Raw genomic sequence first — 19,728 nt, 5'->3', positions numbered from 1 at the left:
CGCGCGGGTGGACCAGGCGGCGGCGGAGGAGGTCGGCCGCCGTCTCGGCGACGAGGTCGACTCCCGGGTCGTGCGCGCCGCCGTGGCCGACGTCCACCGGCGGCCGGCCGACCGGGCGAAGTTGCCCCACTTCCTGCCGACCCTGGCCGCGCGCTCCGCGCAGTGCCGCCTGCGGGCCCCTGATCAGGACAGCGGCAGCTCGGCCCAGACCGTCTTGCCCTCCGCACCGAGCTGGGTGCCCCACCGGCGGCGCGACAGCGTGTCCACCATGAGCAGGCCCCGGCCGCGGAAGGCGCCCAGGCGTGACGTCCCGGTCACCGGCAGGCGGTCGGGGCTGCCGTCGTCCACCTCGATCCGCAGGGCGTCGCGGTCCCGCGACCGGTGCACGCGCAGCCGACGTGGCGCGCACGCGTGGTCGTAGGCGTTGGACACGAGTTCGGTGCACAGCAGCAGCAGGTCTTGGAGCAGGTCGTCGGCCAGGTCGGCCAAGGCGGTGGCCAGCCACTGCCGGATCTGGGCCAGCGGTGGCACCGGCGCGCTCAGGTCGACGCTGATTCTCGGTGCGAGTGCTTGGTTCGGCTGCGTCATGGTCGTCCCCCAGTGCGGGCAGCCGCCTATCTGGTCAAACGGCTCTTGGCGTCATCGGATACCCCGAACGAGGCGGGTGCACACCTGCCGTCCCTCGAACGCGGTGAACGCATGCCGGGTCACGGATCGTGATCTACCCTGACTTTCCGTGAGTGAGCAAAGGGTTCCGGTGGAGGACGACCCGGTCGCCGTGCTGCGGGTGGCGGTCGACTGCGCGGTGCAGGCGGTGCTGCGCCTCGACCCCCGCCACGCCGACGCGCGCCAGGAGATCAACCGCGTGCTGGCCGGGTTCGCGGCGACCGTCGCCCCCGTGCTGGACCGCTTGCGGGACGTGGCCGACCGGACGCCGAACAGCCCGGTGTCGGCCGCGCTGGGCTTCATGCGCGACGCGGGCGACCAGGCCGCCTCCGGTGACGTCCAGGCCGCCCGCGTCTTCCTGCTCGCCGGCCGGGCGGCGTTGTTCCGCCTGGCCAGGGCCGGCCCGGACGGCGGCTGATCACGCGGTGCGCCGGAACGGCCCGCCGGTCCACGTCTCCGACCCGGACAGCGTGTCGCGCGCCAACTGGTCGAGCACGTCGGACATGCGGCCCGCGCGGGCGAACGCGCGTCGCTGCCGGTCCGCGCCGCCGCCCTCGCCGTCCAGGGTGGACAGCAGCCGGCGCACGAGGTCGGCGTCGTCGAGCTGGTCGTGGACGCGGTGCACGAGCCGGTCGAGCAGCAGTCGCGCGGGCACGAGGCGGCCGGACAGCACGTCCAGCGACAGCCCGCCGATGCCGTCGCGGGCCGCCCGCCACGTGGCGGCGCGCAACACCTCGGCGGGCACGGGCGAGGCACGCAGCCCGCGCCCGAGGTCGGCCAGCGCGGTGGTGACCAGGGCGCGCACCAACGCGGCCAGCAGCACGGCTTCGTCCACGGTGGCCGCCACGTCGGCGACCCGGACCTCCACGGTCGGCAGGTGCGCGGACGGCCGGACGTCCCAGTAGATCATCCGTCGGTCCCGGGCGGCCCCGCACGCGAGCAGCATGTCGCAGGTGGCGTCGTAGTGCGCCGCCGACTCGAAGTACGGCGGCGGACCCGCGCCCGGCCACCGCGACCAGACCACCGAGCGCCAGCTCGCGTAGCCGGTGTCGCGGCCGCGGACGAAGGGGGAGTTCGCGCTGAGCGCCGTGAGCACCGGCAGCCAGAGCCGCACGTGGTTGCACACCTGCACGGCCGCCTCCGGGTCCGGCACGGCGACGTGCACGTGGCAGCCGCAGATGGACTGCTCGGCGGCCAGCAGCCGGTAGTCCTCGGCGAGCAGGCGGTACCGGTCCTGGCCGCCGGTCGGCAGGTCCGGCCTGCCCACGGGCGGCGCGCCGACGGCCAGCACGCGGCAGCCGAGGGCGTGCGCGCACTCCGCCGCGACCAGGCGCAGGCCGAGCAGTTGCCGGCGCACGTCGGCGAGGTCGTGGCACACCGGTGTGCGGGTCTCCACCTGGGCCTTGACGAGTTCGACGTCCAGCTCCACCCCGAACCGCGACTTCGCCGCCGCGACCACCTCGTCACCGCGCGGCACCGGTTCCCCCGTCCGGGCGTCCACCAGCAGGAACTCCTCCTCGACCCCGAGCGTCGGAGCCGGTGCTCCCGCCAGACTGCCCATCGCGGCCTCCGATGGCTGTTCGACCAGGGGCTGTGGGATACCCCCGACCGGGGGTGCGAACCTTCGGCCGAGTGGGTGTCCCGGACGCGTCCGAATACTCCGTTCGGGTGGAGCCGAGCTGGAACGCTCAAGAAGGCGGTCGGTGGTGCCGAAGGAGAGGGTGAGCACCGGAACCCCGCCCTCGGGACCGGTGCGTTTTCGTGCCGGAGCCCAGCCGCTTTCTTCCCAGCGGTGCGCTTCCGCCTAATGCCCTCCGGCGGACATGGCCAGCAGCATCAGCGAGAGCAGCAGTTGCAGCACGGCGACGCAGGTGCCCGCGACCGCGGTCCAGTCCAGGCGGTACTCGGTCTTGGTGCTCATCGACCAGACCCCGCACGCCACCGCGCCCACCGCCAGCACCGGTCCGCCGGCCGGGATGGGCCAGCTGAGCAGGGCCAGGCACAGCGAGACGGGACCGAGCCAGGCGTCCTTGCCCGGTCGGTCCTTCGCGGGGAGCTGCCGCATCATGCGCTCCATAGTGCCGTGATCGAGAAGGGGTGACGCACGTGGCTCCGGGCCGTCACATCCACCGGTTGCGCTTGAACAGCCGGTACAGGCCCACGCACACAGCGAGGGTCGCCGACACCACCAGCGGGTAGCCGTACTGCCAGTGCAGTTCCGGCATGTGGTCGAAGTTCATGCCGTAGACGCCGGCCACCATGGTCGGCACGGCGATGATCGCCACCCACGCCGACATCTTGCGCATGTCGTTGTTCTGCTGCAACGACACCTTGGCCAGCGTCGCGTCGACCAGCGTGGTCAGCATCTCGTCGAACGCGACGACCCGCTCCGCGGCGGCGGTGAGGTGGTCCTCGACGTTGCGGAAGTAGGACCGCACCACGTCGGGCACCCACGCGCCGCACGAGCCGTCGCTGAGCTTGCGCAGCGGCCCGGCGAGCGGCATCACGGCCCGCCGCAGCTCCATGATCTCCCGCTTGACCAGGTACATCTGCTCGACGCTGACCTCGCTGCGCGGCGCGAACACCGCGGTCTCCACCAGGTCGACGTCGGCCTGGAACGCCTCGATCACCTCGCCGTAGCCGTCCACCACGCGGTCGGCGATCTCGTGCAGCACCATCGCGGGCCCGGCGGCCAGCAGGTGCGGCTGGGCCTCCAGCTGGCGGCGCACGTCACCCAGCTCGGAGTGGTGGCCGTGGCGGACCGTGACGAGGTAGTCGCGGCCCAGGAACACCATGATCTCGCCGGACTCCACGATCTCGTGGGCCGTCGTCGGCGAGTCGTGCTCCACGATCCGCAGCGTCTTGAGCACCACGCACAGGTTGCCGTCGTAGCGGTCGAGCTTGGGCCGCTGGTGGGCGTGCACCGCGTCCTCGACGGCCAGCTCGTGCAGCCCGAACGCGTCGGCGACGTCCCGGATGCGGTCCTCGTCGGGCTCGAACAGGCCCACCCAGACGAAGCCCGCGCCACGGGCGCGCACCTCGGCCACCGCGTCGGCGGGTGACCACTCGCCGGGCAGCCGCAGCCCGTCCACGTAGACCGCGCACGCCACCACGGCGTCCCGCTTCACGTCCGCGCCGGGGACGTCGTCGGCCGCAGGGATCACCATGCCGCCGATCCTGCCGCACCCGCTGCCCGGCCGGGTGACGGGTGTGACCGCGCGTTCGAATCGCACCCGGGTCGGGTCGCGGCTGCGCCCTGGCCGTCGGAACGGCCCGAGTCCGCGGCGGGGGAGGGGTGGAGGTGGCTGATCGGGCTTCCGGCGTTGGTCTGGCAGACCCGGTCCACGCGGCACCGCACCCCGCGCGGCGGGACGGGTGGGAGCCGTCGTGCGACCGCTGTGACCAGGGCTTCCTCGGGTCAGGGCCATCTGGCGCCCGGCTTCGCCATTGCGGTGTTAGGGATCGTTCCTCAACGTTCGCGCGCGTGACCGCAACCACGCGATCCGGCACGGGCCGGCCGCGCACCGCCCTGGCGTTGACCGCGTTGTTCTTCGGCACGTTCGTGATGGGCAGCGCCGAGCTCATCGTGGTCGGCATCCTCGACCTCGTCGCCGCCGACCTCGGCGTCCCGATCGGCACGGCGGGCAGCCTCGTCACCGGTTACGCGCTGGGCATCTCCGTGGGCGGACCGGTGCTGACCGCCCTCACGATCAGGTTCGCCCGCAGGCCGCTGCTCCAGCTCTCATTGGCCGCCTACGTCCTGGTCAACGGGCTGGCCGTGGCCGCGGCGAGCTTCGGCCTGCTGCTGGTCGCCCGCGTGCTCACCGGCGCGCTGCACGGCCTGTTCATCGGCGTCGCCTTCGCGGTCGGCGCGAGCGTGATGCCGCCGGAGAAGAGGGGCAAGGCGATCTCGTTCGTCTTCGGAGGCACCGCCGTCGCCACCGCGCTCGGCGTGCCCGTCGACACGCTGATCGGCCAGGGCCTGGGCTGGGAGGCGTCCTTCGCCGCGATCGTCGCGGCCGGGGTGCTCGCGCTGGCGCCGGCGCTCGTGGCCGTCCCGCCCGTGCCCGATTCCGGGATCGGCGGCTTCGGGGCGCAGGCCGGGCACGCGTTCGCGCCGAAGGTGCTGGCCCTGCTCGGCCTCGCCTTCCTGGTCATGGGCGGCCAGTTCGCCGGCCTGACCTACCTGCAACCGTTCCTGGCCGACGTCACCGGCGTCTCCGGCGGCACGTTCGCGGGCGGCGCGGCGGCCGACCGGGACGCGAGCGCCACGATCGTCTTCGGCGGCATCGCGCTGGTGCTCGCCCTCGCCGCGCTGACGTTCCTCGGCTCGAACCCGGTGGTCGCCGCGATCGCGCTGTTCGTGTGGGGGATCGTCGGCTTCGGCGTGGTCCCGTCGATCCAGCACCGGGTGGTGAGCCTCGCCGGGCCCGGCCGCGACCTGGCGGCCACCCTGCCCGCGTCCGCGGTCACGTTGGGCATCGCGATCGGGGCGCTGGTCGGCGGTTCGGTGGTCGGCGGCGACTCGTCCGGCCCGATGCTCGTCTCGCTGGTGGTCTGCGCGGCCGGCGCGGTGGCGGCCTGGGCGACCAGCTTCCTCGAACCCGACCCCGAAGCCGCGCGGTGAGACCACGGGCCTGAACGGGTGGTTTTCCACCCCTTCGGCCGACCGGGGGCGTTAAGTTCCCCGGTGTGAAGCGATCCGCGTGGGTTGTCGTGCTGGCGGTGGTGGCCGGGCTGGTGGCGCCGGTTCCGGCGAGGGCGGTGGACCGGTCGCCGGCGGAGTGCGCGGCGGCGCTGGACTGCACGGCCGCCGAGATCGACCGGATGACGATGGCGCAGCGGCTGGAGTTCCTCCGGCTGGTGCAGAGCGGTCCGGCCGCGGGGCTGGGCGCGGCCGACCGCTGGCGCAACATCGAGGGCGTGATCGAGTTCTTCCGCGACCACGGGCTGGGCACCCCCGGCACGTGGATCTCGCACGTCGACGCGGCGATCCTGGAGGGCGTCGAACGCGGCGTCGCGCTCGCGCTGGGCCGGTCGACCGACGGCTTCGGCAACCCGGGCTCGGCGCGGTGGGCCGACTACCTGACCCGGCTGCACCGCGGCGAGCTGGCCGTCCGCAACGTCCACGACCGGGCGTGGAGCGAAGCCGAGCAGGCCTCGACCGAGCACGGCGTCGCGCTGGCGGAGCAGGTGCACGGGCTGCGGCCGACGGCGGTGGAGCGCCGGTTCTTCCTGTTCTCGGAGTTCTACCGGTGGACGCTGCGCAATCGCCCGGCCGTGCTGGACCTGTTGCTGATCTACGCCGCGCTGCTCAACCCCGTGCTGGTGCTCAAGCGGGTGCCGTTCGTGGACTGGCTGACCGACGTGCGCGAGTCCGTGCCGTCGCGCAAGGGGTCGGAGCTGGCCTACGCCTACGCGCGGCTCGACCCGGTCAACGGGGCGTTCAGCACCGTGGACCTGCTGCTGGCCTACATCCCGGAGCTGTTCGAGGAGTTCCAGGCCACCCGTTAGCGCCGGCATTGCCGAAAAGCTTTTCGGCTGCCACAGTGCTTTTTGCGCGGGGTGCTCCGGAACACCCGCCGGCGCTGAGGGGATCGGTGCCGCCGAGCGCGGCCCGCCGCCGAGCCGATCTCGACACCACCCGTTCGCGGGAAACACTGGTTCGAGTGAGGATGTGAACTCGATGACGCGTTCAGCCAGAATGATCGTGCCGTTGTTGGCGGTTTTGTTGGCCGGCCTGGTGACGTGGCCCGCCGCCGCGCACGCGACGCCCGCCGGCCCGGCGTTGGCGCCGCCGACCGGGACGGTGCGGGTGCACCTGCTGCTGCCGTCCGACGTGCCCTACGACCAGCGTTACCCGGACGGCATCGCCCGCGTGATGCTCGAAGCGCAGCGGTACTACAAGCAGGAGCTGGGCAAAACGTTCCGGCTCAACACCCCGGTGGTCGAGGTGATCACCGGCGAGCACGTCCGCGGCTGGTACGAGAACACGCCCAACGGGCCGGAACGGTACTGGTGGACGGTGTTCAACATGCAGCAGGAGCTGATGCGCAGGCGGGGCCTGGGCGCGCCGGACCGCCGGTGGCTCAACGTCGGCGAGATCAGCGCGGAGGGCCCCGGCGCGGGCGGCGGTGGCGGCAACGGCTGGGTCATCCTGTCCGGGCACGACGCGGACGGCGCGGCGGGCCTGAACGGGCCGATGAACCGGTGGTACGGCGGCATGGTGCACGAGCTCGGGCACGCGTTCGGCCTGCCGGACTCCCGCTACACCGACGGCACGCCGATGTCGGCCTCCTTCTACGACTACCCGAACACGCACTTCAGCCAGAGCCAGAAGAACGCGATCCTCAACGGACCCTACGGCAGCTTCCTCTACTGAGCACGGGAGCCGGGTGTCCCCGTGAGCTTCCTCCGGGGCACCCGGCCGAGTCCGAAGTGGACCGTGACCGGCGGCGGTCAGGGCCGGTGCGGTTGCGCGCCCACTGCGGTGGGTTCGACCACGTCGTCGGGCGAGGTCTCGTCCAGGAAACCACCGGACTGGTGCCGCCACAGCTTCGCGTACGCGCCGTCGGCGTCGAGCAGTTCGGCGTGCGTGCCCTGTTCGGCGATGCGGCCCCGGTCGAGCACGATCAGCCGGTCCATCCGCACGACCGTGCTCAGCCGGTGCGCCACCACCAGCGCGGTGCGACCCTCCATGAGCCGCCACAGGGCTTCCTGCACCAGCACCTCGCTCTCCGAGTCCAACGCGCTGGTCGCCTCGTCCAGCAACAGCACCGGCGCGTCGCGCAGGATCGCCCGCGCCAGCGCGACCCGCTGCCGCTGCCCGCCGGACAGCTTGATGCCGCGTTCGCCGACCATCGTGTCGAAGCCGTCGGGCAACGCCTCCGCGAACTCCGTCACGTGCGCGGCACGTGCCGCGCGGAGGATCTCGGCGTCGGTCGCGCCCGGCCGGGCGAAGGCGATGTTCTCCCGCAACGTCCGGTGGAACATCGCCGGGTCCTGCGGCACGTACGCGATCAGGCTCCGCAGGTCGGCCTGGCGCAGGCGCGCGATGTCCTGGCCGCCGACCAGGATGCGGCCCTCGTCCACGTCCATCATCCGCAGCAGCAGCCGGGTGAGCGTGGTCTTGCCGCCGCCGGAGCGGCCGACCAACCCGACCCGCGTGCCCGCCGGGATGTCCAGGTCCAGCCCGCTGAACAGCGGTCGCCCGCCGCCGTGCGCGAACCCCACGCGGTCGAACCGGACCCCGGAGTCGGCGACGCGCAGCGGTTCGGGGTCCGGCGGGTCGAGCACGGTCGGCTCTTCGAGCAGCAGTTCGGTGAACTGCGCGGCCTCGGTGAGCGCGCTCTCGACCCGGCGGTAGATCTGGTTGAACTCGAACATGATCCGCGTCGCGTTGCCGAAGTAGGCGAACGTGACCACGATCGCCTCCACGCCGAGCCCGCCGCTGACGCCGACGGCGATCGCGAGGCCGAGCACGTTGGTCAGCACGGACAGCGGCGCGACCACGGTGTCGATGCGCAGGTTGCCGTAGTCCCACGACCGCAGCGCCAGCACGCGGGTCTCGGCGGTCCGGCTGCGGTGCTCGGCGCTCTCGCGCTCCTCGGCGGCGAACGCCCGCACGGTCTCCATGTTCGACAGCGTGTCGGCGACGTGCCCGGACACCCGCGCGTAGGCGGCCTCGCGCTCGTCGACCAGGCGCTGGCGGCGTCGGATGAGCGGCGCGACCACGAGCCCCGTGAACAGGATGAGGCCGAGCAGCACGGCCACGAGCAGCGGGTCGTAGTTCCACAGCACGACGCAGGCGAAGCCGAGGGGCACCAGGTTGGCGACGATGCTGAACGCCACCGTGTCCACGAACTCCTCGAAGCGCGACGCGAAGCTCAGCACCCGCTTGGTGAGCGAGCCGGCGAAGTTGTCGTGGAAGAAGGCCGCGTCCTTGCCCAGCAGCGCGTCCATGGCCTGGATCGACAGGTTCTCGATCCCGCGCCCGTCGGTGCGGTTGAGGCAGTGCACGCCGACGCGCCACAGCAGCTCGGCGAACAGGGTCAGCCCGCCGAAGGCGAGCAGGTAGGGCAGCAGCGCGCCGAAGTCGGCGTCACCGCCTTCCGCGAGGCGGCCCGCGAGCGCGCCGATCGCCAGCGGCGCGAGGTACAGCAGGAACGTGTTGCCGAGCGCGGGCAGCACGAGCCCGCCCACGGCGAGCAACCGGTGTCGTCGCAACTCCCTGCCGTACAGGCGCAGGGCGAGCATCACCGCCTTTTTGCGGTTGTTGACGGGTTTTTCGGACCTTGGCGCAGCCATCCGACTCCTTCCGGGGGCACCTTGGCGTCGTCGATGGTGCCGTACCGGGCCGGGTGACGGCGATCGAATAACGCCCGACCACCCGCGCGCGTCCACTGTGGTCTGCGGATCACGGCGTCGAGCGAGACCGTGCACCGCCGGTCGCCTTCGGGTGCGGGCCCAGCGGTCACCACGCGGGCCGATTTCGCGTACGGCGGGGATCGGCTCTAGCGTGATCACCATGAAGATTGTCCTCATCGGCGCGGGCGGCACGCTCGGCGTGGCCGTGCACACCGCGCTCACCGGTCGCGGCCACGACGTCGTCACGGTCGGGCGCTCCAGCGGCGACCTGCGCCTCGACATCGCCGACCCGGAGCAGACCGCGCAGCTGTACGAGCGCGTCGGCCGGGTCGACGCGGTGGTGAGCGCGGCCGGCGACGTGCCGTGGAAGCCGATCACCGAGATGACCCCGCAGGACTACCTCGACGCGTTCCGGGGCAAGGTGCTCAGCCAGGTCGAACTCGTCCGCCAAGGCGTGGGCCGCATCGCCGAACGCGGCTCGTTCACGCTGATCACGGGCGTGCTGGCGCGTGAGCCCGTGCCCACCGGCACCGCCGCGTCCCTGGCCAACGGCGCGGTGGAGGCGTTCGTGCGGGCCGCGGCGATCGAGATCGCGCCGCAGCGGGTCAACGCGGTCAGCCCGACGGTGTTCACCGAGAGCCTCGGCGACTACGGCGACTTCTTCCCCGGCATGGAGTCGGTCGACCTCGACAAGGTCGCCCGGGCCTACGTGCGGTCGGTCGAAGGCGCGCAGACCGGTCAGGTCTACGTGCTGTAGGGCCGCGTTCGGAGCAGCTCTCCGCCCGGCAATAGGCCGGCGTCCCACGACCGCGGGGGCCTGGTGAGTGCAGACCGGATCGAACGTGACACGGTGATCGACGCCTCCTCGGAGCTCGTGTGGTCGCTGGTCGTGGTGCCCGGGTTCTGGGTGGCCGACGAGGCGGGGGAACCGGGCGCGACGGCGGTCGAGGGCGAGTCGGTGCCGGTCAAGAGCCCCGCCCCGGGCGACGTCTGGGACCGGCGGCCGGCGACCATCAAGCGCATCGCCGAAGCGGCCGAGCGCGACACCCGTTAGCGCGTCGGTGGACGTCCGGCCCGGGTGTCGCGCCGGCGGACGGCGGTGCGCGTCCACCTCGTCCAGGCAGCTCACCCGGCCGCCCGCCCGACCTGCGCGTATGGTGCACGGAAGGCAAGACGAGGCCTTCACGTTAGAAGATGATCAGCGATGGGACTCCTCAACAGGGCCAAGGAGCAGAGTGCTCTCGACCAGGCCAAGCACGCGATCGAAGCAGGCAGGCACATCCTGGTGTTCAAGTTCATCGAGGCGAACACCAACAGCCGCGCAACCGGTGCCATGACCGGAATGAACGACCAGATGGAGGCCATCGAATCGCTCGGCTGGCGACTGGACAAGATGTCCGCCTGTGAAAGCAACGTCGTCGGTTCGCTGGGCAGCGGCGAACGTGTCGCCCTCGTGTGCCTCTACCGACGGACGCCGGGTCCACCCCAGCCGGAATAGGTCGGCGGCAACACTGGCTCGACGTTGTTGACGATGGCCCGCTCAAGACGGGACCCGAGTCGGGAAGACCAGTCTGGTCCGCACCCCAAGCCGCTCAGCGGGTCACCACTCGGAGGCGCGGCGTTAGTACACGACGTGCTTGCCGCCGTCCACGATGACCGCCTCGCCGGTGACCAGGTCCATCGCCAGCAGCCCCAGCACGGCCTGCGCCACGTGGTCCGGGGTGGCGGTGCGGCGCAGTGGCACGGTTTCCCGCTCGGCCCGCGCCCGTTCGGCGAAGCCGGCCTCGCCGTGCAGCGACGTCTGCCAGCGGGTGGCCACGGTGCCGGGGGCGACGGCGTTGACCCGCACGTCGGGTGCGAGGGCGGTGGCCAGGTTGCGGGTCAGTTGGAGCAGGGCCGCCTTGCTCACCCCGTACGCGATGGACGACCCGCCGGCCCGGTAGCCGGAGATGGACGCGACGTTGACCACCGCGCCCCGGGCAGCGCGCAGGTCGGCGGCGAACGCGCGCGTGACGCGGAGGGGGCCGACGACGTTGACGTCGAGCACGTGGTGGACCACGTCGTCGGTGAGGGCGTCGAGGTCGTGGTGCGGTACGGCGCGGGTCGTGCCCGCGTTGTTGACCAGCACGTCGACCCGGCCGAACCGGGACCGCACCCGTGCGGCCAGGGCGCGCACCTGGCCGTCGTCGGCCACGTCGACGGGTTCGGCCGCGGCCCGGAAGCCGAACGCGGCCAGCTCCGCCGCCGTGGCCCTCGCCTCGGCGGCCGACCGCGAGTAGGTCACCACGACCGCCCGGCAGCCCGAACGGGCCAGTGCGAGCGCGGTGACGCGGCCGATCCCGGTGCCACCGCCGGTCACCACGGCCACGGTGTCGCGCAGGTCCACGTCAGCTCCTCCCGATCCGGCGCAGGGTGACCACCACCCCGTCCTGGTCGATCCGGCGCACCGCGTCGGCCAGCAGCGAGCGGAACACGCGCGACTCGCGCAGCGGCAGCGGCAGGGCCAGCACCGGGAAGTCCTGCTGGTGCAGCAGCCCGGCCACGGCCAGGCTGATCAGCCGCGGCTCGATGCCCGCCACCAGCAGGTCCACCGCCGGGTCCAGCAGCCGTTGCGGCACCTTGCGCAGCGCGTCGGCGGCGATCTGGTCCAGCCGGTGGCCCAGCCGCGGGTTGGCCAGCCGGGTCAGCAACCCCTCGATCTCCCGCTCGTCGGGGCCCAGGCCGAAGCGGCGCAGCGACGGCCCGGTCTCGGCGCGCAGCAGCCGTTCGGCGAAGCGGGCGAACTCGGGACGGGCCAGCGCGTCGGCGGTGCTCGTGCAGCCGGCGAGCAGCCCGAGGTGGGCCAGCGCCGTGTGCGTGCCGTTGACCAGCCGAAGCTTCGCGGCCTGGTGCGGCGCGATGTCGGGCACCAGGTCGACGCCCACCGCGTCCCAGGCGGGACGCCCGGCGGCGAAGTCGTCCTCGATCACCCACCGGCGGTGCGGCTCGCCGACCACCGCGGCCCGGTCCTCCAGGCCCAGCGCCTCGGCGACGTGCGCCACGTCGGCCGCGGTGGTGGCGGGCACGATCTGGTCGACCACGCTGGACGGGAACCGGACGTGCTCGTCGACCCACTCGACCAGGTCGTGCTCGCCGCGGTGGGCGCAGAACTCCCGCGTCAGCCGGGCGACCAGGCGGCCGTTGTCGGGCAGGTTGTCGCACGAGACGACGGTCAGCCCGGGGTTCCCGAGCAGCCGACGACGGCGCAGCCCGCCGACGAGCTGCCCGACCGGCGTGCGCGGCGGACCGCCCGCGAGGTCGGCCGCCACGTCCGGGTCCTCGACGCGCAGCCGCCCGGTGGCCGGGTCGTGCCGGTAGCCGGACTCGGTGACGGTCACCGTGACCACGCGGGTGCCCGGTTCGGCCAGCACGGCCGCCACCCGGTCGGGCTGCTCGGGGGCCAGCAGCGCTTCCCGCACGCTGCCGACCACGCGCAGCCGGTCGTCCTCGGGGCCTCGTTCGGTGACGGTGAACAGGTGGTCCTGTTCGACCAGCGCGTCGACCAGCCGGCCGTTGCGCTGCGCCACGGCGCAGATGCCCCACGGCCCGGGCTCGACGCGCATCGCCTCCTGGGTCAGCACGGCCTGGTGCGCCCGGTGGAACGCGCCCAGGCCGAGGTGGACGATGCCGACCCCGCCGTCGGGCAGGTCGGCCGCCAGCCAGGCGGGCAGCCGGGACGCGGACAGGCGCGGGTGGCTCACCGCGGCGTCACCCCGGCGGCATCGGCGGCGGTGATGTCGACGTCCTTGCCCTCCGCCGACAGCAGGAACGCCACGAACGACACGGCCGCCGTGCCGATCATCCACAGCGCCACCGGCCACGCCCGCCCATCGGCGCGGGCGACCAGCGCGGCGGCCACCAGCGGGGAGAACCCGGCCAGCGCCGCGCCGATCTCACGGGACGCGGCGAACCCGGTGTAGCGCACGCGCGCGCCGAACAGCTCGGCGTAGAACGCGGGCTGCACGGCGATCATCGGGGCCAGGCCGAGCGCCGTCGCCACCACCAGCGCCACCCAGATCAGCACCGGCTCGCGCGTGTCGAGCAGCAGGAAGAACGGGAACGCGAACGCCGCCGTGAACACCACGCTGAACAGGTTGAGCGGACGTCGCCCGATCCGGTCGGACAACGCGCCGTAGACCGGTTGCAGCACGATCACGACCACGCCGAACAGCACCACGCCGGTGAGCCCGACCCAGCGCGGCAGCGCCAGCGACTTGGTGAGGTAGGCCAGGCTGTAGGTGGCGTAGATGTAGACGATCGCGGTGTCGCAGATGTGCGCGCCGATGCCGATGCCGAAGTTGCGGGGGTAGCGGCGCAGGGCGTCGAACACGGGCAGCTTCACCGTGGTCCGCTGCCGGGCCATCCGCTGGAACACCGGCGACTCGTCGACCCGCAGCCGCACGTACAGCGCGACCGCGATCAGCGCGAAGCTCAGCCAGAACGGGATGCGCCACGCCCAGTCCAGCACGGTCTGCCGCGGCAGCGTCTCGACCAGCAGGAACACCAGCGTGCCCGACAGCAGGCCGAGCTGGACCCCGGTCTGGGCGAACGACGTGAAGAACCCCCGCCTGCGGGCGGGCGCGTGCTCGGCCAGCAACGTGGACGCGCCGCCGAACTCCGCGCCCGCGCCGAGGCCCTGGCACATCCGCAGCACGGTCAGCAGGATCGGCGCGGCGACGCCGATGGAGTCGTAGGTCGGCAGCAGGCCGATCAAGCCGGTCGAGACGCCCATGACCAGGGTCGTGACGACCAGCGTGGACCGGCGGCCGATGCGGTCGCCGAGGTGGCCGAACACGAAGCCGCCCAGCGGGCGGACCGCGAAGCCGACGCCGAAGGTGGCGAACCCGACGATCACACCGGTCGCCGGGTCGTCGGTGACGAAGAACAGCTCGTTGAACACCAGCGTGACGGCGAAGCCGTAGATGAAGAAGTCGTACCACTCCAACGCGGTGCCGACCACGGACGCGCCGACGACGCGGCGCAGCTGCCCAGCGTCGGACGGCGGGTCGGACGGTCGGTCGGGCGTGGCGTCGTGCCCGGTCCCGGCGCGGTCGGCGGCCTCGGTCATGTCGTTGCCTCCTCGTCCCCGAGCAGGGCGTGCAGCTCGCGCCAGGTCCGCTCGTCCATCGGGATGCCGTCGCGCAGCCGTGCGCGGCGGGTGCGTGCCTCAGGCTCGCCCGGCACGAGCACCTCGCGGCTGCCCTCGGCGGTCGGTGTGCGGGCCAGCTCGCGGCAGAACAGCTCCGCCTGCTCGCGGAACCGCTCGACCGGGGTGAGCGCGCCGATGTCGACGGCGACCAGCACGGTGCCGAACCCGCCGCGGTAGCCGGGCAGGCTGCTCACGCCCATGCCGGTGAGCAGGCCGCCGACCACCTCGATCAGCACGCTCAGGCCGTAGCCCTTGTGCCCGCCGAACGGCAGCAGCGCGCCGCCCGCGTAGAAGTCGCCGGGATCGGTGGTGGGTCGGCCGTCCGCGTCCACGACCAGGCCCTCGGGCACGCGCTCGCCGCGGGCGCGGGCCACCGCCAGCTTGCCCTCGGCCACGCCCGACGTGGCCCAGTCCACCACGATCGGCGGGCGGTCCGCGGCCCGCGGCGCGGCCCAGGCCAGGGGGTTGGTGCCCAGCCGCCGGGCCCGGCCGCCGTACGGGGCGACGGTGGGGTCGGCGTTGCCGAACGCGAGCGCGACCAGGTCGTGCTCGGCCAGGAAGCCGACGTACTCGCCGAGCCTGCCGACGTGGTTGCAGTCCTGGATCACCGCGACGCCGCTGCCGTGCGTGCGGGTCAGGGCGCGCAGCTCGCGGGCCGCGACACCGGCGGCTACGCGGCCCAGCGCGCGGTTGGCGCGGACCACGACCGTGCCGGGGCGCGGGTGGTCGACGTCGGGGCGGGCGCGCGGGTCGATCCGGCCGTCGCGGATGCGGGCGACGTAGTCCACGAGCCTGCGCACGCCGTGCGAGTCGTGGCCGGTCAGGTTCGACTCCACGAGCGACCCCGCGACGGCCTTGGCGTCCACGAGGTTCGTCCCGGCGTCGAGCAGGATCCGGACCGCGAGCTTCACGAGCTCGCTCGCCGTCACGTTCCGTCTGACGGAATGGGGTTCCATCGCCATGTCTCCACGATGACACGGCTCGCCCGCTTTGTGAAGGCGGTCACACGGAGGTCCGGCTCAGCTCGCGCCCAACGCGCGCGACACCTCGGCCGCGGCGCGCACCACGAGCTGCGGCAGGTCCGGTGGCGCTTCGGCCAGGTCCACCAGCGCCGCCGCCGACACGCCCCCGACCACCTCGCCGGTGTGGTCGAGCACGGCCGCGCCGACCGCCCGCACCCCGGACTCGTTCTCCTCGTGGTCCTCGGCGTACCCGCGCCGCCGGACCGCGGCCAGCTCGGTGAACAGGGCCGGCTCGTCGGTGATCGTGTGCTCGGTGCGCGCGGGCAGGCCGGTGCGCCGGACCAGCGCCCGGACCTCGTCGTCGGGCAGGGCGGCGAGGATCGCCTTGCCGATGGACGTGCAGTGCAGGCGCAGGCTCATGCCCACGCGGGAGGCCAGGTGGTAGGGCCGCACACCCTCCTCCTTGGCCACGTACACCGCCTCGTCGCCGGACCGCAGTGCCAGGTGGACCGTCCACCCCGTCCGGTCCTGCAGGTCGCGCAACGCCGGGCGGACGTGCTCGGCGACGTCGAGGCGCTGGAGGAACCGGCCGGCGAGGCTGAGGATGCGCGGGCCGCCGAGGTAACCACCCCTGCCGTCGGCCCGCGCGAAACCGCGCTGGACGAGGGTTTGCAGGATCCGGTGCACGGTCGGCTTGGGCAGCCCGGAGGCACCGGCGATGTCGGCGATGCGCGAGTGGTCGGCCAGCGCTTCCAGCACGCTCAACGTCTTCTCGGCCGCGGACAGCGGCGCGTCACCACTCATGACCTCAATGTAAGCCAGGGACGATCACGGTCCGCCGTCACGCGACCGGGCCGCGCGGTGCGAGTTCCGCGTTCCGCGGTCCGGCGCACCCACCCACAGTGCTGCGCGTCGAGCCGTTCGGTCGATTGAGCGGAGTGGGTGCGACCGTGAGACTCGGACTTCTTCCGTCAACGAGGAGGCGCCCATGTTGCCCGCCATCATCGTCATCGACATCGACACCGGGCCGTTCGGTGGGCTGATCTACCTGGAGCTGGGCGGCACGGCCGAGGTATGGCCCACGCAGCCCGTCGACTGGGAGAAGGTCACCGTCGCCGCGGCCGGGGCGTGACCGACGCCCGACCGCCGGTCACGCGACCGGCGGTCGGGCCGCACACCGCCCCTGGTCCTAGCGGGATTGGAGGGCGTCGAGCGCCACGGCCTGGGCGATCACCACGCGGCGGTCGACGTGGGGGTCCGCGATCTGGATCAGGTAGTGGTCGCGCACCCACGTCTTCTTGTCCACGCTGAACACCGGCTGGCCGTCGCGGGTGAAGTCGAAGTGGTAGCGGAACGGGAACGGCAGGTCGTTGACCAGCGGGAGGAAGCTCCACAGGCGGCGCAGGACGGCGATGCCGTGGTTGCGCTCGCGGCCCGTGGCGGTCGGCGCGCCCGGCTGCTCGAGGTGCCAGGTGGAGTTCGTCAGCGACTTGCCGAAGTCCTTGCGGAACAGGCCGATCGGCTGCCCGGCGCCGTCGGTCACGTCGTAGCCGCTGCCCAGGTCGATCACCTTGCGCGCCCGGAAGCCCGCGAGCACCTGGCTCTTCGTCGAGTCGGTGTAGATGGTGACCTGCTCCTTGAAGGCCATCCGCTTCTGCTCGACGAACGCCACGAGCGGGCCCGGCTCGCCGCCGTTGTCGGCGAAGACCTCGTAGCGGTTCACCATCAAGGTGACCTTCTGGTGCATGTGCAGCACGTTCATCGCGTGCGTGAGCATGGTCGTCCCCCTGGACTCCGGTGGGCCCGAAGTTTCTCACCCGCCCGGATGAAGATCGCCACGGGGACGGTGGTGGGCCGCGGCGGCACGGCCCACCACCACCGGCGGTCGTCAGGCGGCCTGGGCCTGGTTGTAGAGGTTCTGCGCGTCGGCGCCGAAGTAGGGGCCGAACATCCAGTTGGGGAACAGGTTGATCTTGTAGCTGTTCACCGAGTTCACCGTGCCGGTGCCGGTCGCCTCGGAGAACGAGCGGAACCACGGGCCGCCGCTCGCGCCACCGGTCATGTTGCAGGTCATGCCGATGCCGTCGCTGAGGAACGCGTTGAACGTGCGACCGCTGCAGTAGACGAGCTTCGTCCCGTCGTACGGCGCGGCGGCGGGGTAGCCGAACGCGTAGGTGTTGTCGGCGCGCGGCAGGTTGAACGCGATGCCCTGCGCGCCCACGACGTCGGTCAGGGACTGGCCGTTCAGCTGCCCGACGACGATGGCACCGATGTCGTAGTTGATGTCCTCGCTCGCGTGCCACTGCGGCGTGGCGAACGTGGCGCGGGCGCTCCACGTGCCGTACGGGGCGTTGCCGTTGTCGTAGGCCGGGACGAACGCGACGTTGGTGTGGTAGGCGCCGTCGAGCTTCACGCAGTGCCCGGCCGTGACGACCGTGCTCTTGTTGGCGCTGGTGACCGCGTTGCCGCTGCACGAGGCGTTGCGGCCCTGGTAGGTGAAGAAGACCCGGCCCGCGGTCTTCACGACCGCGCCGCCGCCGGTCCACGCGCTGCCGCCGTTGGGGAAGGCCAGCGGCGCCACGGTGGTGGGCTCACCCGCCCGGACGGTGGGCCGCACCGCGGACAGCGGGGCCGTGCGGATGTCGAGCGGAACGGCGGCGCGCATCCGTTCCGGTGTCCAGTAGTCGCCGGGCGCGGCGGCGGCCTCCGTCGCCGGGACGGTGACCAGCGCGAGGGCGAGCGCGCTCGCCGCGGTGATCAGTCGTTTCACAACACGGTTCATGATCTTCCACCTTTCGTGGGTCGATCAATGGCAGGGACCGTGCCTTGGAAATTACTCAGCGCAATGGCCTCGCGTTTCCGGCGAACGGGTGAGAAGTTTTCACGTCAGCCGCGAACGCCGGCGCCGGGACCGGCACGACCACCGGCAATACTCCGCTCGGGTGAAGTTTCGGCGGGGGGAAACACGGCGACGGGGCCGGCGCGTTTGGCGGGATGTCAGCCGCACGGTCACGTGACGAAAGGGCGAGGAGGGCCGTGGTGATGCGCACCGGACCGTCCCGCGCGGGGTGATGGGCCGTGGCCGGCCGTGACTTCTACGCGACGCTCGGGGTGCCCCGAGGGGCGAGCCAGGACGAGATCCAGCGCGCCTACCGCGCCCTCGCCCGCCGCTACCACCCGGACCGCAACGCCGAGCCCGGCGCGGACGAGCGGTTCCGCGAGGTCTGCGAGGCATACCGGGTGCTGTCCGACCCGGAGCGCCGCCGCCGGTACGACGCCGGCCGGGCCGCCCGCGCCGACCGGCCGGGACGAGCCGCGCGGCCGGTCGGCGACCAGGTGTGGGTGAGCGCGGGGCCGGGGTTCGGCACCTCGTTCGGCCTGGGCGGTGACGGCCTGTTCGGCGGCGGGTGGTCGGGTGGGCGGCCGGTCCGCGGCGCGGACCACGAGGCCGAGCTGGTGCTCACCGTCGAGGAGGCGTACCGGGGCGGGCGGCGTTCGCTCACCCTGCCCGGGCCGCGGACCCTGCGGGTCGACCTGCCGCCCGGCGTCACCGAGGGCAGGCGGATCCGGCTGCCCGGTGCGGGCGAGCCCGGCGTGGGCGGTGCCGGTGACCTGTACCTGGTGGTACGGCTCGCACCGCACGACCGCTACCGCGTCGAGGGCCGCGACCTGCTGGTGGACCTGCCCCTGGCACCGTGGGAGGCAGCACTGGGCGGCACCGTCGAGATCGACACGCCGGGCGGGCCGACGACGATCCGGGTGCCACCGGGCACGTCGAGCGGACGGCGGCTGCGGCTGCGCGGCCAGGGCCTGCCCGATCCCGGCGGCGAGGCCGGTGACCTGTGCGCCGAGGTGCGGATCGTGGTGCCGGCAACGCTCGACGAGCCCGAACGGCGGCTGTTCGCCGAACTGGCCGCCACGTCCGACTTCAACCCGCGCGCTTGACGTTCCAGCGGCTGGAGCTCGTAGGTTCGACCCATGACCCGCTGCTCCGGGTGCGGCGCGCCGGACTCGTGCGAGGAGCTGTTCCACGTCGTGCTGGCGCTGGACCACTCCCGCCGCCCGCCGTGGGGACCGCTGCACGGCGTCACCGTCTCGTGCTTCCTGCTCCAGCACCCCGACCGCCTGCCGGCCCACGACCGCGCCCGCCCGTGGGCGACCCTGCACACCTACCTCGACGGGGGCCTCGCCGCGGTGACGCGCCTGACCGCGGGTCTGCGCCGCGCGAACGCCCGCCGGGGTCTCGCGGACGTGGTGGCCCGCGTCCCGGTCGCGCCACTCGGCGAGGCGCCGACGGCCTTCGCCGTGACGATCGTCGACGTCGCCGTGGACGGCACGTTCCCGGCCGAGGGCTTCCCGGACCGCGTCGAAGCGTGGGCCGCGGCCACCGTCACGGCTTGGCGTGCCTGATCGTCCGGGACGTCGACCGGCTGTTTGGTCGAGTGCGCTGTACGGCGAACGGCGGCGAGTCGTAGTTTGGGCTGAGCTGCCCGATCCGCCGATGCAGGACGGGCCGGAAGAATCCTGCCCACGAAAAGAGTGGTC

Annotated in this window: 22 protein-coding genes; 10 read left to right on the top strand and 12 right to left on the bottom strand. The window is 72.9% G+C overall.

Features of this window, described 5'->3' with window-relative positions:
* Nucleotides 1-183: 183 nt before the first annotated feature.
* Entirely contained in the window at nt 184-588 is a 405-nt protein-coding gene (locus tag LZG04_RS20365; protein WP_233819324.1) for an ATP-binding protein, read from the bottom strand.
* 148 nt (nt 589-736) lie between these two features.
* On the opposite strand from LZG04_RS20365, the gene LZG04_RS20360 reads away from it, so the two are divergent.
* Nucleotides 737-1,084 carry a hypothetical protein gene (locus LZG04_RS20360; protein WP_233819323.1) on the top strand — a complete coding sequence of 116 codons (348 nt, stop codon included), beginning with the start codon at nt 737-739 and terminating at the stop codon, nt 1,082-1,084.
* On the opposite strand, the gene LZG04_RS20355 is transcribed toward LZG04_RS20360, so the two are convergent.
* From LZG04_RS20355 to LZG04_RS20345, 3 genes are all read right to left on the bottom strand, one after another.
* Entirely contained in the window at nt 1,085-2,227 is a 1,143-nt protein-coding gene (locus LZG04_RS20355; protein WP_233819321.1) for a glutamate--cysteine ligase, read from the bottom strand.
* 243 nt (nt 2,228-2,470) lie between these two features.
* Entirely contained in the window at nt 2,471-2,734 is a 264-nt protein-coding gene (locus LZG04_RS20350; RefSeq protein ID WP_233819319.1) for a hypothetical protein, read from the bottom strand.
* A 52-nt stretch (nt 2,735-2,786) separates the two neighbouring features.
* Nucleotides 2,787-3,833 (bottom strand): magnesium and cobalt transport protein CorA, encoded by a 1,047-nt coding sequence (locus tag LZG04_RS20345; RefSeq protein ID WP_233819317.1) that lies wholly within the window; start codon nt 3,831-3,833, stop codon nt 2,787-2,789.
* Nucleotides 3,834-4,150: 317 nt separating this feature from the next.
* Between LZG04_RS20345 and LZG04_RS20340 the strand changes: the two genes are divergently transcribed.
* The 3 genes from LZG04_RS20340 to LZG04_RS20330 all read left to right on the top strand — a co-directional run bounded on the left by LZG04_RS20340 (nt 4,151) and on the right by LZG04_RS20330 (nt 7,048).
* Nucleotides 4,151-5,293, top strand: coding sequence for an MFS transporter (locus LZG04_RS20340; protein WP_233819315.1), 1,143 nt, complete (start codon nt 4,151-4,153; stop codon nt 5,291-5,293).
* A gap of 65 nt (nt 5,294-5,358) precedes the next feature.
* Complete coding sequence (locus LZG04_RS20335) at nt 5,359-6,180, top strand: hypothetical protein (protein ID WP_233819313.1); 822 nt, start codon at nt 5,359-5,361, stop codon at nt 6,178-6,180.
* 172 nt (nt 6,181-6,352) lie between these two features.
* Nucleotides 6,353-7,048, top strand: a complete 696-nt coding sequence (locus LZG04_RS20330; RefSeq protein ID WP_233819311.1) for a hypothetical protein — start codon at nt 6,353-6,355, stop codon at nt 7,046-7,048.
* A 77-nt stretch (nt 7,049-7,125) separates the two neighbouring features.
* On the opposite strand, the gene LZG04_RS20325 is transcribed toward LZG04_RS20330, so the two are convergent.
* Nucleotides 7,126-8,973, bottom strand: a complete 1,848-nt coding sequence (locus LZG04_RS20325; RefSeq protein WP_233819309.1) for an ABC transporter ATP-binding protein — start codon at nt 8,971-8,973, stop codon at nt 7,126-7,128.
* 220 nt (nt 8,974-9,193) lie between these two features.
* Between LZG04_RS20325 and LZG04_RS20320 the strand changes: the two genes are divergently transcribed.
* From LZG04_RS20320 to LZG04_RS20310, 3 genes are all read left to right on the top strand, one after another.
* The gene (locus tag LZG04_RS20320; RefSeq protein ID WP_233819307.1) at nt 9,194-9,790 is read left to right on the top strand and encodes a short chain dehydrogenase; all 597 of its coding nucleotides are present in this window, start codon (nt 9,194-9,196) and stop codon (nt 9,788-9,790) included.
* Between the two features lie 93 nt (nt 9,791-9,883).
* Complete coding sequence (locus LZG04_RS20315) at nt 9,884-10,087, top strand: hypothetical protein (protein WP_233819305.1); 204 nt, start codon at nt 9,884-9,886, stop codon at nt 10,085-10,087.
* Nucleotides 10,088-10,237: 150 nt separating this feature from the next.
* Nucleotides 10,238-10,531, top strand: coding sequence for a hypothetical protein (locus LZG04_RS20310; RefSeq protein WP_233819303.1), 294 nt, complete (start codon nt 10,238-10,240; stop codon nt 10,529-10,531).
* Between the two features lie 123 nt (nt 10,532-10,654).
* Here LZG04_RS20310 and LZG04_RS20305 read toward each other — a convergent pair whose 3' ends face one another.
* The 5 genes from LZG04_RS20305 to LZG04_RS20285 form a co-directional block, all read right to left on the bottom strand.
* Nucleotides 10,655-11,419 carry an SDR family NAD(P)-dependent oxidoreductase gene (locus LZG04_RS20305; protein WP_233819301.1) on the bottom strand — a complete coding sequence of 255 codons (765 nt, stop codon included), beginning with the start codon at nt 11,417-11,419 and terminating at the stop codon, nt 10,655-10,657.
* A 1-nt stretch (nt 11,420) separates the two neighbouring features.
* The gene (locus LZG04_RS20300) at nt 11,421-12,773 is read right to left on the bottom strand and encodes a mannitol dehydrogenase family protein (RefSeq protein ID WP_233819300.1); all 1,353 of its coding nucleotides are present in this window, start codon (nt 12,771-12,773) and stop codon (nt 11,421-11,423) included.
* Nucleotides 12,770-14,140, bottom strand: a complete 1,371-nt coding sequence (locus LZG04_RS20295) for an MFS transporter (protein ID WP_233819298.1) — start codon at nt 14,138-14,140, stop codon at nt 12,770-12,772. The genes LZG04_RS20300 and LZG04_RS20295 overlap by 4 nt, the downstream gene beginning before the upstream one ends.
* Nucleotides 14,137-15,150, bottom strand: a complete 1,014-nt coding sequence (locus LZG04_RS20290; RefSeq protein WP_233819296.1) for an Ldh family oxidoreductase — start codon at nt 15,148-15,150, stop codon at nt 14,137-14,139. The genes LZG04_RS20295 and LZG04_RS20290 overlap by 4 nt, the downstream gene beginning before the upstream one ends.
* A 90-nt stretch (nt 15,151-15,240) precedes the next feature.
* Nucleotides 15,241-15,987, bottom strand: coding sequence for an IclR family transcriptional regulator (locus LZG04_RS20285; protein ID WP_233819294.1), 747 nt, complete (start codon nt 15,985-15,987; stop codon nt 15,241-15,243).
* Nucleotides 15,988-16,171: 184 nt separating this feature from the next.
* Between LZG04_RS20285 and LZG04_RS20280 the strand changes: the two genes are divergently transcribed.
* Nucleotides 16,172-16,315: a hypothetical protein gene (locus LZG04_RS20280; RefSeq protein ID WP_233819292.1), complete on the top strand. Its 144-nt coding sequence runs from the start codon at nt 16,172-16,174 to the stop codon at nt 16,313-16,315.
* A 57-nt stretch (nt 16,316-16,372) separates the two neighbouring features.
* Here the strand turns inward: LZG04_RS20280 and LZG04_RS20275 are convergent, their stop codons facing one another.
* Complete coding sequence (locus LZG04_RS20275; protein WP_233819290.1) at nt 16,373-16,960, bottom strand: hypothetical protein; 588 nt, start codon at nt 16,958-16,960, stop codon at nt 16,373-16,375.
* A gap of 111 nt (nt 16,961-17,071) precedes the next feature.
* Nucleotides 17,072-17,965, bottom strand: a complete 894-nt coding sequence (locus tag LZG04_RS20270) for a serine protease (protein ID WP_233819288.1) — start codon at nt 17,963-17,965, stop codon at nt 17,072-17,074.
* 296 nt (nt 17,966-18,261) lie between these two features.
* On the opposite strand from LZG04_RS20270, the gene LZG04_RS20265 reads away from it, so the two are divergent.
* Together LZG04_RS20265 and LZG04_RS20260 are read left to right on the top strand one after the other, a co-directional pair.
* Nucleotides 18,262-19,128: a DnaJ C-terminal domain-containing protein gene (locus LZG04_RS20265; protein ID WP_233819286.1), complete on the top strand. Its 867-nt coding sequence runs from the start codon at nt 18,262-18,264 to the stop codon at nt 19,126-19,128.
* 33 nt (nt 19,129-19,161) lie between these two features.
* On the top strand, nt 19,162-19,593 hold the full coding sequence (locus tag LZG04_RS20260) for a DUF5946 family protein (RefSeq protein WP_233819284.1): 432 nt from the start codon (nt 19,162-19,164) through the stop codon (nt 19,591-19,593).
* Nucleotides 19,594-19,728: the final 135 nt, after the last annotated feature.

The organism is Saccharothrix sp. S26 (assembly GCF_021390395.1).
GTDB lineage: Bacteria > Actinomycetota > Actinomycetes > Mycobacteriales > Pseudonocardiaceae > Actinosynnema.
This window is presented reverse-complemented; position numbering and strand designations above follow the sequence as displayed.

Excerpts from the sequence above, each read along its gene's own strand:
- LZG04_RS20275 (WP_233819290.1), bottom strand. The coding sequence starts at position 16,960 with ATGCTCACGCACGCGATGAACGTGCTGCACATGCACCAGAAGGTCACC.
- LZG04_RS20270 (WP_233819288.1), bottom strand. The coding sequence starts at position 17,965 with ATGAACCGTGTTGTGAAACGACTGATCACCGCGGCGAGCGCGCTCGCC.
- LZG04_RS20320 (WP_233819307.1), top strand. The coding sequence starts at position 9,194 with ATGAAGATTGTCCTCATCGGCGCGGGCGGCACGCTCGGCGTGGCCGTG.
- LZG04_RS20310 (WP_233819303.1), top strand. The coding sequence starts at position 10,238 with ATGGGACTCCTCAACAGGGCCAAGGAGCAGAGTGCTCTCGACCAGGCC.
- LZG04_RS20280 (WP_233819292.1), top strand. The coding sequence starts at position 16,172 with ATGTTGCCCGCCATCATCGTCATCGACATCGACACCGGGCCGTTCGGT.
- LZG04_RS20345 (WP_233819317.1), bottom strand. The coding sequence starts at position 3,833 with ATGGTGATCCCTGCGGCCGACGACGTCCCCGGCGCGGACGTGAAGCGG.
- LZG04_RS20365 (WP_233819324.1), bottom strand. The coding sequence starts at position 588 with ATGACGCAGCCGAACCAAGCACTCGCACCGAGAATCAGCGTCGACCTG.
- LZG04_RS20355 (WP_233819321.1), bottom strand. The coding sequence starts at position 2,227 with ATGGGCAGTCTGGCGGGAGCACCGGCTCCGACGCTCGGGGTCGAGGAG.
- LZG04_RS20285 (WP_233819294.1), bottom strand. The coding sequence starts at position 15,987 with ATGAGTGGTGACGCGCCGCTGTCCGCGGCCGAGAAGACGTTGAGCGTG.
- LZG04_RS20295 (WP_233819298.1), bottom strand. The coding sequence starts at position 14,140 with ATGACCGAGGCCGCCGACCGCGCCGGGACCGGGCACGACGCCACGCCC.
- LZG04_RS20325 (WP_233819309.1), bottom strand. The coding sequence starts at position 8,973 with ATGGCTGCGCCAAGGTCCGAAAAACCCGTCAACAACCGCAAAAAGGCG.
- LZG04_RS20330 (WP_233819311.1), top strand. The coding sequence starts at position 6,353 with ATGACGCGTTCAGCCAGAATGATCGTGCCGTTGTTGGCGGTTTTGTTG.
- LZG04_RS20260 (WP_233819284.1), top strand. The coding sequence starts at position 19,162 with ATGACCCGCTGCTCCGGGTGCGGCGCGCCGGACTCGTGCGAGGAGCTG.
- LZG04_RS20350 (WP_233819319.1), bottom strand. The coding sequence starts at position 2,734 with ATGATGCGGCAGCTCCCCGCGAAGGACCGACCGGGCAAGGACGCCTGG.